This window comes from Paenibacillus sp. FSL M8-0212 (assembly GCF_038004645.1).
GTDB lineage: Bacteria > Bacillota > Bacilli > Paenibacillales > Paenibacillaceae > Paenibacillus.
The window spans coordinates 5,900,685-5,915,568 of record NZ_JBBORP010000001.1 but is presented as its reverse complement, the minus strand read 5'-3'; the positions used below and the strand labels follow the sequence as shown (position 1 = coordinate 5,915,568).

Below are 14,884 nucleotides of genomic sequence, written 5' to 3'. Positions count from 1 at the left end.
TATGCAATGCAAGGATAACTGAGCTGAGGGAGGAAGAAGGATGAGAAAAGGACTGGCATGTATGGTGGCATGGAGTTTAATGGCTTCTCTCGTTTATCCAGCAACTGCTGGAGCAGAAAGTGTACAGGGTCAAGCGGAGGTAGGAAATGTGCAGGCGAAAAGCCTGCACTCCTCTGTTCCCTATAATGACCTTACCGGGCATTGGTCACAATCCGCAGTTACACATATGCAGGACTTGAATCTATTGAAAGGTTATACGGACGGCACATTTAAGCCCAATCAGGTCATTAGCCGAGCTGAATTCGTTATTATTCTGGATCGGGCGTTTGGTTTCACCGGTAATACGGAAACGGCTTCTTATGCTGATCTGTCTTCAGACGATTGGTACCAGGATGTGATGGTTCGGGCCCATGGTTCGGGCATTATTGAAGGCACAGACCGTGAACATCTGTCACCGAAACAACCGATTAGCCGGCAAGATGCAGCGGTTATGGTGGATCGAGCTTTTCAACTTTCTACGACTGCGAACGAAGATAGTGAACCATTGAACTTTCAGGATGCTGATGATATTTCCAGTTATTCTAAGAAAGCGCTTACCTATCTAGTGAACGAGAACATCATCAAAGGTTTTCAGGGGAAATTAAATCCCAAAGCCCCGATTACACGAGCGGAGACAGCAGCGTTACTGTCGGCGATGATTGCCGATGTGAAAAACGCTCCTGGTGTATACGAGTCCCGGGTGGATGGCAACTTCATTGTTAACTCGACAGATGTCACGCTGAAAAATACCGTTATCAACGGAAATCTGCTGCTGGCAGAAGGCATTGGCGAGGGGACTGTTGTTCTTCAGGGCGTAACGGTTACAGGAAGTGTCATTATTAAAGGCGGGGGCAGTCATTCCATCGACATTAGCAACTCCAAGCTGAATCGAGTAGTCGTTGACAAACGTGGGGAACCCGTTAGAGTTGCCATCACGGAAGAAAGTACTATTCAGGAGATCGTTGTCATGCAACAATCCATTCTGGATATCTCCTCCAATAGTCTGATTGATACCATGAATATTCTCGCAGGTGCGAACCAGACCCGAGTGGATAGCAAAGGTACGATCCAACAATTAAGTGTTGATGCAAATGATGTTGTTATTAATGGAGAGAAAGCAAAACAAGGTCTGCGTACATCCATGACAGGGGAAGTTCAGCAACCTGCATCGTCACAGCCTGGGGGTTCAACAAGTGCGGCAAACACGCCAACGCAATCTACTCCAGGAGGGCAGACACCATCGAACCCATCGACACCAAGCAATCCTGCGGGTGAAAAACCGGTTCCTGCTACAACGATTCCGCATGATCAATGGGAACTGGTCTGGAATGATGAGTTCAATGGGCCTGCAATTGATGCTTCCAAATGGACCGTGCAGGATACGGGTCTGGTTTATAATAATGAGTTGCAATATTACAGCCCGGACAACACTCGCATTACGAAAGATCAGAATCGAAGTGTACTGCAGATTGAAGCGAAAAAAGGAGAGAAAAACGGTAAAGATTACAGCTCAGGCAAACTGATCTCCATGGGAAAAGGTGACTGGACTTACGGTAAAGTCGTTGTACGTGCGAAGCTTCCTATTGAAAAGGGCATGTGGCCTGCTATCTGGATGATGCCAACCGATGAAGCGCATTATGGAGGATGGCCGGCATCTGGAGAGATCGATATTATGGAGCTCATTGGTGGCAATGAGAGCAATGACAAGGTATATAGCACATTGCATTATGATAGTGTGAAGCCTGATGGTTCCCATGGACATGATCAGGGAAGCCTTACTCTTCCGGAGGGAGAAACGTTTGCTGACGATTATCATGATTTCCAGGTGGAATGGTTGCCGGGTATGATTCGTTTCTATGTAGACGGTAAACTGCATCATGAAGTGACCAACTGGCAAACGAAGGCTGCGGGTCAACCCGAGTATTATACGTTTCCTGCACCATTTGATCGTCCATTCTATCTGATTCTGAATCTGGCAGTTGGCGGAGACTGGCCGGGCTCACCTGAGAGCGATTTCACTTCTGAAAAGATGAATGTTGATTTTGTGCGTGTGTACTCTTATAAAAATCTCAACACATGGCCTGATGTAACAACAAACCCCATCGAGCCCACACAACAGCGTGAACCACAAACCGATGGCAATCAAATCTACAATGATCGTTTTACGGAAGGGTCTGAAGAAAATGGAGTACCTCAGCAGTGGAAATTCATTACAAATGCTGATGGAGCTGGCAGTGTCAAAGTTGTAACGGATGAGCAGAAAGGGAAAGCAGCAGAAGTTACCATTGATGCATCGGGTACTGAAAACTACTCGGTTCAACTGACTCAGATGCCGATGTACATCAAGAAAAACAAAAAGTACAAGATACAATTTGATGCGAAAGCATCTGCTAACCGTACAATCATGTCCAAACTGAACCAATTTGAAAAAAGTTGGACCAATTATTCGGGTGATAACACCTTTGCACTCACGCCAGATTGGCAATCCTATGACTATACCTTCAATATGCGGGATGGATCGGATAACAATGCCAGATTCGAATTTAATCTGGGGCTGGATGATACAACCGTTTGGTTTGCCAATGTCAGGCTGATCGAGGTGGGTGAGGCTGATCCGCTAACGGTTGAACGCAACGCGTTACCTGATGGCAACTTCATTTACAATGGAACGTTTGATCAAGGTAAAGAACGTCTGGGATTCTGGTCAAGCAGCATTCAAGAAGGTGCAAAGGCTCAGATCAGCGTAAACAACTTTTTGAAATTCCCAATTATGGAACGCCAACTCGTTGTTGATGTTACTCAAACGAATGGTGAGCCACAGCAGGTGTCTGTGAACCAGCCGGAGTTGAAGCTGGAAGCGAATACAACGTACGGCTTCTCCTTAGAAGCCAAGGCAGATACTCCGCGAAGTATGGATATTGATCTGGTCAGCAGCAATGGACATTCCGTGCAGATTCATCAGGGGAAAAACCTTTCCTTGGGCCAAGAAATGAAGACATATACTGGAGAGATTGTTATTGGAGATGGGACCTCCATAGCCCAGTCCGAGCTACAACTGTTATTCGGCAGTTCAGAAGGTAAGGTATATGTAGACAATGTTCGACTGACAAAACGCGGAAAACCTCTTTCGGTGAATGGCTACGCACATGTCCCTGCAACCGAAGCCTGGGAGATGCAGGGCTTACAACTGGAGGACTCCGCAGAAGGCGGAAAACATGTCAGTTACATGGATCAGGGAGATCTGCTGCAATATAAAATCGATGTAGCCCAAGAGGGAGAATATGTTCTGTCTGCCCGAATGGCTAGTGGGAAAAGTGATTCTGAGGTACGGTTCAGTATTCAGGATGAACAAGGGACAATCGTTGCTCAATCCGAACTGAGTCTGGGAGACACGGGGGGATGGCAAACATACAAAACCGTGTATTTCCCAGGGGTCAACTTGGCAGCAGGCAAATCCTATTATGTGAATTTTGAAGGAGCAGATTATAATACACGCTGGGTGGATATTTCACGAAACAAAGTTCAGAACAGCCAGCTTGCAACGGATCTGAATCATTGGGAGCTGATTCCTGATCATCTGACAGCTTCACATGACGAGGGCGAAGGATTAACGATCAACTTGCCAGGTACAAGTGAACATTGGTGGGATGCTTTGTTGCAACAAGGTCAGATCAAACTGGATGCAAATAAATCATACCGACTTACCTTCGAGGCATCTGCTTCAAGTCCTAAATCCATGCAAGCGGTTCTTTCTCAGAATGCAGGGGATTTTGTGAAGTATTTTGAAGAAGAAGTGGAATTAACTGCGGATCAAAAGTCGTATACGTATACATTCACCATGGGAGATACTTCGGATTCGGCAGCTATGCTTGCATTTGGATTAGGAGATCCGCTCTCTACAGGTGAACACTCGATTCATATTCATAACGTTCAGTTATATGAAGTTAATCCGAATGCAGATCAAGGAGGGCAGCCAGCTCATGTTAACCTTATTCCCAATGGAGACTTCTCCAAAGGTAAGGAAGGTTGGTTTACCCATGCGGATGGTAATGCAGCGGACCTTGAGATGCAGGTTAACAATCAGCAGCTTCAAGCCAAGATTGGTCATGCAGGACAGCATCCATGGGATCGTCAAGTCATTAATGAAGGATTTGGCATACAGCAAAGTTTTAAATACAAATTGACGTTTAAAGCCAAAGCGGAGAATTCCAGGAAATTGGGTTTGGGGATTGGATGGGTCGACGCAGCTGCCAACTATGAATGGCATGGATTCTTTGGGGCACGAGTTGATTTGACTCCAGAAGAACAGGAGTTTACTTTTACATTTGATGCAACAGAAGCCAGCTATGCGAATACTCGAATCTCATTTGATCTGGGGAACATTGACGGTGTGCAAGATGCTAACACAACGGTCTCATTGTCCGAAGTTAGCTTAATTAATCTGGGGCCTGCCAAATAACTTCTGAATTCTCTATAATTTGTCTTATATGCTTGCCTAATTCTCTTATTACCTATGCATGCAGAATAAAGTTGTCCAGGAATGACATCATAAAGAAGTAGTATACATCTCAGTTTCCAGAGGAGGATATCTTGTATGGCTGACCAGAAGAAACGAAAAGAAGCTGCCTGGAAGTCACGAAAGCAAGAACAGCATCCCCATGGCAAAATCAAATCGCTTAAAGAATTATCCAGCGAATATGAAGAGAAACCTACTACGAATTAAGCAAGAGGCTGTCAGTGAACATTGCTGACAGTCTTTCTTCATATATTGCAGACGTTGAGCAACACGTACATACTCTATCCTAAAAACGAATGAACGTAAGATATAATGTCTATATAGTTCGTAAATAACTGTGAACAAATCGTTAATTCATTGACATTGCATGTAATTTTAATTAGAATACGAAATGGACTTCAGGTTGAAAACAGATATGAGTATCTTTATGTTTAGTTTAGAGCTTAGCTGTTGAATCTTTAAATCCTAACGACGAATATAGGAGCGATAATATTACAATCCTATATGAAGATTAGGATTTTTTGTTTTTAGCTTTGGAGTATAATTTGAAAGTTGGAGGCTGGCTTTACCATGGACAAATGGTTCAAACTTAAAGAACGAGGCACAACCATCCCCACAGAAATTATCGCAGGGGTTACAACATTTTTCACAATGGTATACATAGTTATCGTAAACCCAGGAATACTCAGCAGCACAGGCATGGATTTTAACGGGGTATTCATAGCAACGGTACTGGCTAGTATTGTGGGAACTCTGATTATGGGAATATGGTCCAATTATCCAATCGTCATCGCGCCGGGTATGGGCCTGAATGCATTCTTTGCCTATAGTGTAGTTGCCGGATATGGCGTGTCTTGGCAGGTTGCACTGGGAGCTGTATTTATAGCAGGGATTTTGTTTATTATTTTATCGCTTACTTCATTCCGTTACATGTTGCTTGATGCAATTCCCGCAAGTTTAAAACATGCCATAACCGCAGGGATCGGATTGTTTATTACAACGGTAGGTCTGCAAAATGCCGGCATTATTGCCGATTCAGAATCGAATTTGATTACGATCGGAAACTTGGCTGAGCCAATGGCTTATCTGACCATTATCGGATTGATTATTACCGTTGTGCTGATGGCTTATAATGTGAAAGGTTACCTGTTCATCGGAATGGTGATAACAGCGATACTTGCCTGGATCATGGGACTATTCCAAATGCCGGAATCGATTGTATCCATGCCGCAAGGCCTCGCGTCAACGGCATTGCAACTGGATCTGGCAGGTGTGTTCTCGAATGGTTTGTATACGATCATATTTACGTTCCTGCTGATCACGCTGTTTGATACGACGGGCACGATGCTCGGCGTTGCTGAACAAGCAGGATTGCTTAAGGATGGTAAATTTCCACGCTCGCGTGGCGCATTATTGGCAGATGCCGTAGGAACAACCTCAGGTGCTTTGCTCGGAACAAGCCCAACATCAGCTTATATCGAATCCAGTACAGGGGTAGCCGCCGGAGGAAGAACGGGACTGACAGCTGTAACGGTAAGTGTGCTGCTTGCGCTGACCTTGTTCTTCACACCGATCGTAAGTGTAATATCAAGCATTCCAGCGATTACTTCTCCGGCACTGATTATTGTTGGATACTTTATGATTAACGTTATCAGCAAAATCAAATGGGATGATCTCGAGGAAGCATTTCCTGCCTTCCTGATTATCATCCTTACTCCATTGACGCATAGTATTGCGACAGGCATCGGCGTAGGTTTCATCTTTTATCCGGTACTTAAGCTGCTTCGCGGAAAAGGTAAAGATGTTCATCCAATCTTCTACATTTTCGCGGTATTGTTCTTCATTCAGCTTGTGTTCCTGGACCACTAAAACTGGCCTAATCAAAAAGAGAACTGCTTTAACAAGCAGTTCTTTTTTTTTGTAGTTCATACTCCGTTCATATTCCCGTCACGAAGGGGACATCTTCCATGGTTACACTATACCTATGTCGCAAGAGCGGCTCTACAGATATAAAGGACAGGAGAAGATGGAAATGGCAGAAGCAGTGGATGTAACAACAACGGGGACTAAGGGCCGTAAAAAACGGTACTTATGGTTGAAAATAATAGGTGGTATTGTCGGCGCGCTGGTGCTGTTCATGGGCATCACGTTTGTCGTTCATACGATAAGTAATGGAGCAGAGAAAAAGAAAATTGAATCGTACGGCCAATATGTCAATGTTGATGGGAAAAATATGAATGTATCCATTCAAGGTAGCGGCGAACAAACCATCGTGTTACTTCCCGGACAAGGAACACCGTCACCAGTACTTGATTTCAAATTGTTAATCGATGAATTAACTTCTGATTATAAAGTTGTGGCGATCGAGCCTTTCGGTTATGGATTAAGCGACCAAACCGAGACGGAGAGAACAACGGAGAATATCGTCAGCGAAATTCATGAAGCTGTACAGCAGCTCGGTATAGATCGTTATATTCTGATGGGGCATTCCATCACGGGACTGTACGCGGCGACTTATGTGAACACGTATCCGGATGAAGTCTCTGCTTTTGTCGGGATCGATAGCAGTGTTCCGAATCAACCTGGCATGGATGTTAAATTACCTTTGAACCTAATGAAATTCCTTCAAAAATCAGGCTTAATGAGAGTACTCAATAAAGTAAGTGGTGATTCATATGCATCACTTGCCTATGATGAACATACCAAAGAACAGATGAAGTTGATTTCGAATCAAGTCTCGACAAATCCGACATTAGTAAATGAGCTTAAACATCTGGGTTCCAATTTCAAAAATGGAGAAAAACTCACGTATCCTCGTGATCTGCCGATGCTGCTCTTCGTTCAATCCAATAACGAGCAAAATCCCCAGTGGATTCCATTACATGAGGAGCAAGTGAAACAATCCGCACAGGGAAAAATGATTCCGATGGACGGTTCACATTACCTGCATCATACGAAATACAAAGAAATCGCCGAGGAATTCAAATCTTACATGAAACAAATTCAATAGCATGATTGATTAATAAACTGCGGTACCGAATCTGGTGCCGTGGTTTTTTTGCTATCAGGAGAGGCTAAAATAAAGACTTGACCTTAGGTCAGACCTAAGGTTTATGCTAGTAATATGAAAAACAGCAAAGGTGGTGAATTGGTTGAGTGATGAAATTACGATTAGCGAGCTGGCAAAGCTGATGAAAGTCTCTGTACATCAAATTCGATACTTCGAAGAAAAAGGGGTGTTGAACTCTGCTTATATAGCAGAAAACCAATACAGGATGTATGGGGTAGATGAAATTTACCGTCTATCTCATATACTGTTGCTTCGCAAAATGGGACTGTCTGTTCAAATGATCAAGGAATGTTTGAGTAATCTGACATCAGATCAAATTACAGCATTATTTCGCCAAGCGTTGGCAGACACGGAAGCAGCTATAACTCAGCTTCAGCACACAAAGCACCTTATCAGCAAGTTGTTGCATGAGAAAAAGCATATCCCACTTGAGGATCAAGTGACTTATTATATTGTTACTCGTGAGGAGATTCACTTATCCCTGTGGTTTCATATGGAAGCGCAAGGGTACTTGCAAGCAAGGCAACTGACCCAACATAAAGAAAACATTCCCAATTTATTTGAAGTCGACATCCATTATGCGTACGATGAGACGGACACCGTAGGAATTTATACACAAAAGGAGGGAGCGAACGATTTGGTTTTGCCTAGAGGAAAATACCTTTCTCGTCATGTATATGTACAAATTGAAGCTGAACTCAAAGAACATATCAACGAATTTTATGCTTATGCAGAACACCAGCGCTATCTGTATCACGGTCCACTTATTATGGTAGAGAAATCTTATTTATCTTTATTCACACCAGAAAAGCTTCATTATGAGCTATTGTTACAAATGATCGAGTAGGGGAGGCACACAGTGACAACTTCCATTCAGATAGAACCCGTTTGTCCACAGTTTCATCAAGCTGTTGCTGAACTCATGGCTTATGGTTTTGGACACAAATTTCAAAAGATCACTTCATTGTCCACTTATGATCTGGCTTACGTATTCGAACAGTTGCTCAATCATCCGCCCATGGAACAAAGCACTCTTCGAGTCATAGCTCGTGAAAATGAGGAGATTGTTGGCACCATGTGCTTGAAATGGAAGGAAGCAGATAACAGAGCAGTAATAACAAGCGTTCGTGCCAATTCTCATTGGTGGGGCCAGTGCAATAGGATTGGTAACTGGAATCTGCTTCAGTTAATCACTGGTCTACATCTGCTGAAGCATAATCCTAAATTAGGCGAATGTTATGTGGAAGATCTGGTTGTACATCCACAATACCAAGGCAAGGGAATTGGTACACAGTTACTTCAATGGGCACAGAAATATATGTTGCAATCCAAATCAATGTTATTTCTTAGCTTGCATGTGGCAAGTCAGAATCATCAAGCGATACAGTTATATGAACGCTATCAATTTCGCAAGCAGTATAGTACGAATAGCTTTCTTACCGGCCTGCTCTTAGGCGAAAAGCAATGGCATTACATGATTTACAAAGGAGATACTTATGTTTAAATGGAAAAAACGATACATCTCATTTATTGTGGCAATTTTATTGATGGTTGGTGCAGTACTGTACATAGTCGATCAAAATCATTTTGACATGGTGGAACAATCCATTGAAATTCAATCTCCACAGGGCAAGTTAACAGGTACACTGACTGTACCCAAACACCATTCAGGCAAGCTAGGTTTAGTACTGTTTATTCACGGTGACGGTCCAATAGACTCTACTCATGGTGAGGGATACAAACCGTTGTGGGAGAGACTGGCATCAATCGGGTATGCATCCTTGTCGCTAGATAAACGGGGAATCGGGGGTTCAGAGGGAAACTGGCTAGATCAAAGCATGGATGATCGTGTTGTGGAGGCACAGCAAGCTATTGCATGGGCGAAAGAACAATCCATCATTGATGATTCCAAAATAGGCGTATGGGGTGCCAGCCAAGCAGGCTGGGTCATTCCTAAGCTTGCTGGCAAAGAACAACTTGCCTTCAGTATCTTGGTATCACCCGCGATAAACTGGTTGGAACAGGGAGAATACAACACACGCAGCCAAATGGCGAAAGATGGTCATTCCACCGAGGAGATTCAAAATCAGGTCGATTATGAAAACCAGATTAAAGAGATTTTAAAGAATCAGGGTACTTATGAAGAGTACACCAAGATTGCTCGAGAGGATGATCTGATTTCCAAAGAACGCTGGAACTTCATAAAGAAAAATTTTGCTTCAGATGCCACGGCGGATTTGCATTATTTCAAAACCCCTTTACTACTTCTGCTTGGAGAAGATGATGTGAATGTGGACATTGTTGATACAGAGCAAGCATACCGTAGAGGAATTCAGCCTTCTTCCTTGCTTCATGTGAAAATCTTCTCTAATACAGAACATTCGATGTTACCAACCTCTATTGCAGGCTCGGAATGGAAACAATCACTACGATTTCTGTTTGCTCCGAGAAGTATTACAGTAGATGGGTATATGGATGAAATAGAACATATGTTGACCAAGCTCTCCTTATAACAGTTACAGTTATAGTTTCCTAGTATCGTTAGATAAATAATTGTCATTTGGAAATGAAAGAGCAGGGTCAGGGAGCGCCCTTATCCTGCCTTTTTGCATGTTATATGTTATATGTTGACTACTGTGCCAAATGTTCCAGATCCGGCTGCAATTTGGTCCGCAAAACATATAACATGATGGCCCCAACTAGGAACGCCACGGCATCCGCAATAACGAGCGACCAGATCACTCCATGAAAGCCGTTCATTTGATTAGCAATATACAATACAGGAATTAGTGTAATTCCTTGAATGATGGACATAACAAACGCGGCGGTTCCTTGGGCTGTTGCTTGGAAGATCCCCATAAACAAAGAAGTCATTCCTGTAATGAACAAGGATAAAAAGGTTACATGAAGAATGTAGCTACCCATTTCAATTAATTGCGGGTCAGTCGTAAATAAACCAATCAAGTGGTCGGAAATCAGATAGACGACAACCCCAAACAGGATGGCTAAACCCAAAATAGATTTTATCGTGAATCCAATCGTTTGTTTCATGCGTAATTTGTTCGCTGTGAATGAGAAGGCAATCAACGGCACAACTCCCTCGCACAAACCCATCAGAATAAACTCAGGAAATTGTAATAAACGTGATGAGATTCCATACCCAGCAACGGCCTGATCCCCATATTCGACAAGAAAAAGGTTAAGAATAAGCGACATTGCACCCAAGAAGACACTCATAACAAAGACGGGAACACCGATTTTGAACACATTACTCAGGATGTCCTTCGTCACCTTGAACCATTTCAGGGAGACGGTTAAGAATTGACTCTTATAACTCATATGGAATGCGTAAAATGCACTCGCAACCAAGTTGGAGATGACGGTAGCAGATGCAACGCCAATCACGCCCCAATGGAAGACAAAAATGAATAGTGCATCGAGGATAATATTTATAACAACACTGAGAATCATACCGGTCATAGAAGTCATTGCTGAACCTTCTGAGCGCACGATATTCTCCAGGGTGAAGAATAAGATGACGAAGGGTGAACCCATAAGCATAATCGTGACATACTCTTTCGTAAATCCGAAGGACTCTGGCGTTGCCCCCAGCCCATGAACGATTGGTTCAATCAGCGGGAGCCCAACGGCCATCACGATAATTCCGAGAACTAAACTACTGTAAAAGGCGAATGAAGATACATGCTTCAGATCATCGACTTTTTTCTCTCCCAGCAAACGAGAGATGAATGTACCGCTGCCTATACCAATTAAATTACCAAGGGCCATGATGACCGCGAATAAAGGTAAAGTTAAAGCGAGTGCGGTTAACATTGCCGTATTACCCAGTGTGCCAAGGAAATAGGCATTCAAGATGGAGTAAATAACACTCATTGACGTGCCTAGCATCATCGGGACAGCAAAGTGAGCTACGGCTTTGGCGATTGGTGCTTTTTCAAAGTAATGGAGGTTTTCTGCATCCATGTGGATCACTACTTTCTTCGTTAATATTGATCTAATCTAACACCGTTAGATTGAACCTTACAGTGTTAGATGTTATCATGAACTTATGAACCTGTAAAGCATAAACTTACACTGTTAGATAAAAGGGCGGATACCGATGAAAAAACAACAGCCTCAGATTTCGGAAGATAAGATTTTGGAAACTTCGTGGGAGCTTTTGGCGGAAGAGGGCATCGAGAAATTCAGCATGAGACGATTGGCAGACAAACTGGGGATTCAGGCTCCATCTCTATACTGGTACTTCAAGAGCAAGCAGACACTCTACCAGCGTCTGGCCAACCAGATATCGAAAATTATTCTGGACGAGTTTCACACTGAAGGGGACTGGAAGGAGCAGATGGAGGGGCTTGCGGTGACGGTACGGAGTGTGCTCAGTAGATACCCGTGCTCCACACAGCTCATGATGATGACGTTGCCCCATGAACCGGACATGATCCGCTTCACCAACCGCATGTTGCTCTGCATGGAATCAACACCACTAGAGCAAGAGCAGAAATTACAGGCCGTTCTCACACTTGTGAACTATGTATTCTATTTCGTTCTGGACGATTATCAGCATCAGCGCAATATCTCTGCTGTTCTTAAGGACCAGGAAGCACTTCGGGGTGAAGAGATGATCCACCTTCTGGATTCTATGAGTGAGAAGGAAGCTGGACTTTTCAGCAGGATGTATAAGAATGGTCTGTTTGAGGTGATGGGAACCGACAGAGCTTTCGAGTTTGGCTTGAAGCTTATTTTGCTCGGGATCGAACAAGTGATAAAGGAACATGAGAAGTAGAAAAGTAGAACACCACGATCTGAGTAGATTAAACTCAACCATGTAGGAGAAATATTAGTTCTACATAGAACTAATGTTTTAAAACAAGAAACCCACCGAGTATAAAACTCCAGTGGGTTTCTTCTTATCATCCGATCGAAGTACCATTGGGTAGCTCGAAATCAGGTTTCAACAAAACAACATCTCCCTGTTCGGGCAGCCCGCCAAGCACCAACACTTCTGAATTGAATCCGGCTATACGACGGGGAGGGAAATTAACTACACCTATAATCTGCCTTCCGATAATAAATTCGGATGAATACCTTTTCGTGATTTGTGCACTGGATGTTTTTAATCCAATTTCTGGTCCAAAATCAATTTCAAGTTTGATAGCAGGGATTTTAGCTTTTGCAAAAAAATCAGCTTTGGTGACCGTGCCGACACGCAGATCTAATTTTAAGAAATCATCAAAAGTTGCCATTTTAAATTCACTCCTTTCATTATTATCCTAGTTTCCTGAATCGATTTAAGCGCAGGAACTTGGGCAGTTGGATATCGTGGGATTTCAGCGCAAAGTACATCAGCATGCCTGACAACGTAATTAATCCGCCTATGAATTGAAAAGCAGAGATGGTTTCTCCCAACAATAGATAAGCAAGCATAATGGCCAAAACGGGTTCGCCGATAATACCTACAGAAACTGTTGTTGCACCAATGGATTTGAGCAGCAGATTGAAAATGTACTGACCAAAAATAGTGGGTATGATCGCAAGTAGGAGGAAATACAGCCAATCGGATGATTCGTAATGGGTCAACGAAAAGTTATTCAATAAACTGTAGACCAGCAGGACACTTCCGCCAATAATAAAGACAACAACACTGTATATATTCGCGTCGATTTTCCGACTCACTTTCTGTCCAACCAGCATATATGTCGACACCAGTATGGTTCCTACCAGGGACAGACCATCTCCAATCAGAGCCTCTCTTGATACGCCTATATCACCCCAGGCGATAATCACCGAACCGAACAGGGCGGTAATCAAACATAGAATGGTACGTATACTCGCTCTTTCCTTAAACATAAAGTATGACCCGATCATCACAAACAAAGGTTGCAGCGCCAGAATGACCATGGAACTAGCCACCGAGGTATACACCAGCGATTCCATCCAAAATAAGAAATATAAACCAAGAAGCAGGCCAGCCAGAAAAACTGTGATCCAATCCCTTGAATCCATTTTTAATAAGCGGATCGTTTTCCAGGGGATAAAAGGAAGCATAATAATGGCTGATATATAAAGCCTGTACATACCGGCTATAGCGGTCGGAGTATCCGAAGATTTGATCATGATTGAAGAGACGGATACCGACAAAATGGCGATAAAAAGCAATACATACGGATGAAAAAGCAGCGATGATTTATTTTCTTTCACATATAAGCCTCCAAAGTTCTTATCCGGTCGTCTGTGCACAGGCTATTGTGATAAGTTAAAGGTTTGATATAATAATATCATTATTTTTTCGAATTTCGTGCAGTTAAATCACTATATAATATAGATATATCGTCAAAGAAAGGAACGTCATAGAATGGTGAAGCAACTTTATGAGGATATTTTGTATTCCGATCTTTCGTTTCCCTATATCATGTACACACATACACGTCATACAAGCATCCCCGAAGGCAGAGGGTTCAACGATTTGCATTGGCACGAAGATCTACAGATCACTTTAGTCACAAAAGGCAAACTGGTTATTCAAATTAACGGAATTGATCATACATTGGAAACGGGTCAGGCGATCCTGATCAACAAGAGAATTCTTCATATCACAACAGAGCTGACACATGATGGTGAATATGTTAGTTTCAATTTTCCCGAAAAGCTATTAGCCTTTCATGTAGACAGTGCAATGGAAAAAAATTATGTACTTCCTTATACGAATTCTTCTTTGGTTTCGCTCGTGATTAGAAGAGAGTTGGAGTGGGAAAAGCAGATATTGGATATGCTCTGGGAAATGAGAGAGACGTTTAATACACGGAAAAACTGGGGATGGGAATACGAAATCTCAATTAAAACGGTACAACTATGGTTTGTATTGATATCCAACATTTTGATCCCTTCCGAGGAAACCCCAAGAAGCGAGAAGCGTCAGCAGGAAAGACTTCAGTTAATGCTCAGTTTTATCCATCAAAATTATGCTCATCCGGTTACGCTTCGTGAGATTGCTGATGTCGCGCATTTGAGCATTTCAGAGTGCACCAGATGTTTTAAGAAAACGGCTCATATGACGCCATACGAGTATCTAATCAAATACCGGATTAAGAAGAGTAAAGATCTCTTAGTATCGACGAATGATACAATAACCGAGATCGCTCAGAAAGTGGGCTTTAATCACGTTAATCACTTTATCCAGTCTTTTAAAAAACACGAAGAAAGAACACCAAAAGAGTTTCGGTGCTCTCCATACCCTGTATAAA

At 42.9% G+C, this 14,884-nt stretch carries 12 protein-coding genes; 9 read left to right on the top strand and 3 right to left on the bottom strand.

Annotation, left to right across the window (positions count from 1 at the left end):
* Nucleotides 1–40: 40 nt before the first annotated feature.
* The 7 genes from MKX68_RS25900 (at nucleotide 41) to MKX68_RS25870 (ending at nucleotide 10,138) form a co-directional block, all read left to right on the top strand.
* A complete protein-coding gene (locus MKX68_RS25900; protein WP_340914626.1) occupies nucleotides 41–4,498 on the top strand; it encodes a carbohydrate binding domain-containing protein in 4,458 nt (1,485 codons plus the stop codon).
* Nucleotides 4,499–4,633: 135 nt separating this feature from the next.
* Nucleotides 4,634–4,762, top strand: a complete 129-nt coding sequence (locus tag MKX68_RS25895) for a DUF6254 family protein (RefSeq protein ID WP_219845137.1) — start codon at nucleotides 4,634–4,636, stop codon at nucleotides 4,760–4,762.
* Between the two features lie 363 nt (nucleotides 4,763–5,125).
* Nucleotides 5,126–6,424, top strand: a complete 1,299-nt coding sequence (locus tag MKX68_RS25890) for an NCS2 family permease (protein ID WP_340914625.1) — start codon at nucleotides 5,126–5,128, stop codon at nucleotides 6,422–6,424.
* A gap of 163 nt (nucleotides 6,425–6,587) precedes the next feature.
* Nucleotides 6,588–7,565, top strand: coding sequence for an alpha/beta hydrolase (locus MKX68_RS25885; RefSeq protein WP_340914624.1), 978 nt, complete (start codon nucleotides 6,588–6,590; stop codon nucleotides 7,563–7,565).
* Nucleotides 7,566–7,707: 142 nt separating this feature from the next.
* Nucleotides 7,708–8,472 carry a helix-turn-helix domain-containing protein gene (locus MKX68_RS25880; protein ID WP_445671091.1) on the top strand — a complete coding sequence of 255 codons (765 nt, stop codon included), beginning with the start codon at nucleotides 7,708–7,710 and terminating at the stop codon, nucleotides 8,470–8,472.
* A gap of 12 nt (nucleotides 8,473–8,484) precedes the next feature.
* Nucleotides 8,485–9,129, top strand: a complete 645-nt coding sequence (locus MKX68_RS25875; protein WP_340914622.1) for a GNAT family N-acetyltransferase — start codon at nucleotides 8,485–8,487, stop codon at nucleotides 9,127–9,129.
* Nucleotides 9,122–10,138: an alpha/beta hydrolase family protein gene (locus tag MKX68_RS25870; protein WP_340914621.1), complete on the top strand. Its 1,017-nt coding sequence runs from the start codon at nucleotides 9,122–9,124 to the stop codon at nucleotides 10,136–10,138. Before MKX68_RS25875 ends, MKX68_RS25870 begins: the two co-directional genes overlap by 8 nt.
* Nucleotides 10,139–10,256: 118 nt before the next feature.
* On the opposite strand, the gene MKX68_RS25865 is transcribed toward MKX68_RS25870, so the two are convergent.
* Complete coding sequence (locus MKX68_RS25865; RefSeq protein WP_338586817.1) at nucleotides 10,257–11,609, bottom strand: MATE family efflux transporter; 1,353 nt, start codon at nucleotides 11,607–11,609, stop codon at nucleotides 10,257–10,259.
* 136 nt (nucleotides 11,610–11,745) lie between these two features.
* Between MKX68_RS25865 and MKX68_RS25860 the strand changes: the two genes are divergently transcribed.
* Nucleotides 11,746–12,426, top strand: a complete 681-nt coding sequence (locus MKX68_RS25860; protein ID WP_340914620.1) for a TetR/AcrR family transcriptional regulator C-terminal domain-containing protein — start codon at nucleotides 11,746–11,748, stop codon at nucleotides 12,424–12,426.
* A 127-nt stretch (nucleotides 12,427–12,553) separates the two neighbouring features.
* Here MKX68_RS25860 and csaA read toward each other — a convergent pair whose 3' ends face one another.
* Nucleotides 12,554–12,886, bottom strand: coding sequence for a chaperone CsaA (csaA, locus tag MKX68_RS25855; protein ID WP_340914619.1), 333 nt, complete (start codon nucleotides 12,884–12,886; stop codon nucleotides 12,554–12,556).
* Between the two features lie 22 nt (nucleotides 12,887–12,908).
* On the bottom strand, nucleotides 12,909–13,841 hold the full coding sequence (locus MKX68_RS25850; protein WP_340914618.1) for a DMT family transporter: 933 nt from the start codon (nucleotides 13,839–13,841) through the stop codon (nucleotides 12,909–12,911).
* Nucleotides 13,842–13,995: 154 nt separating this feature from the next.
* Here MKX68_RS25850 and MKX68_RS25845 point away from each other — a divergent pair, with 154 nt between their 5' ends.
* The gene (locus MKX68_RS25845; RefSeq protein ID WP_340914617.1) at nucleotides 13,996–14,883 is read left to right on the top strand and encodes an AraC family transcriptional regulator; all 888 of its coding nucleotides are present in this window, start codon (nucleotides 13,996–13,998) and stop codon (nucleotides 14,881–14,883) included.
* The last annotated feature ends 1 nt before the right edge of the window (nucleotide 14,884 follow it).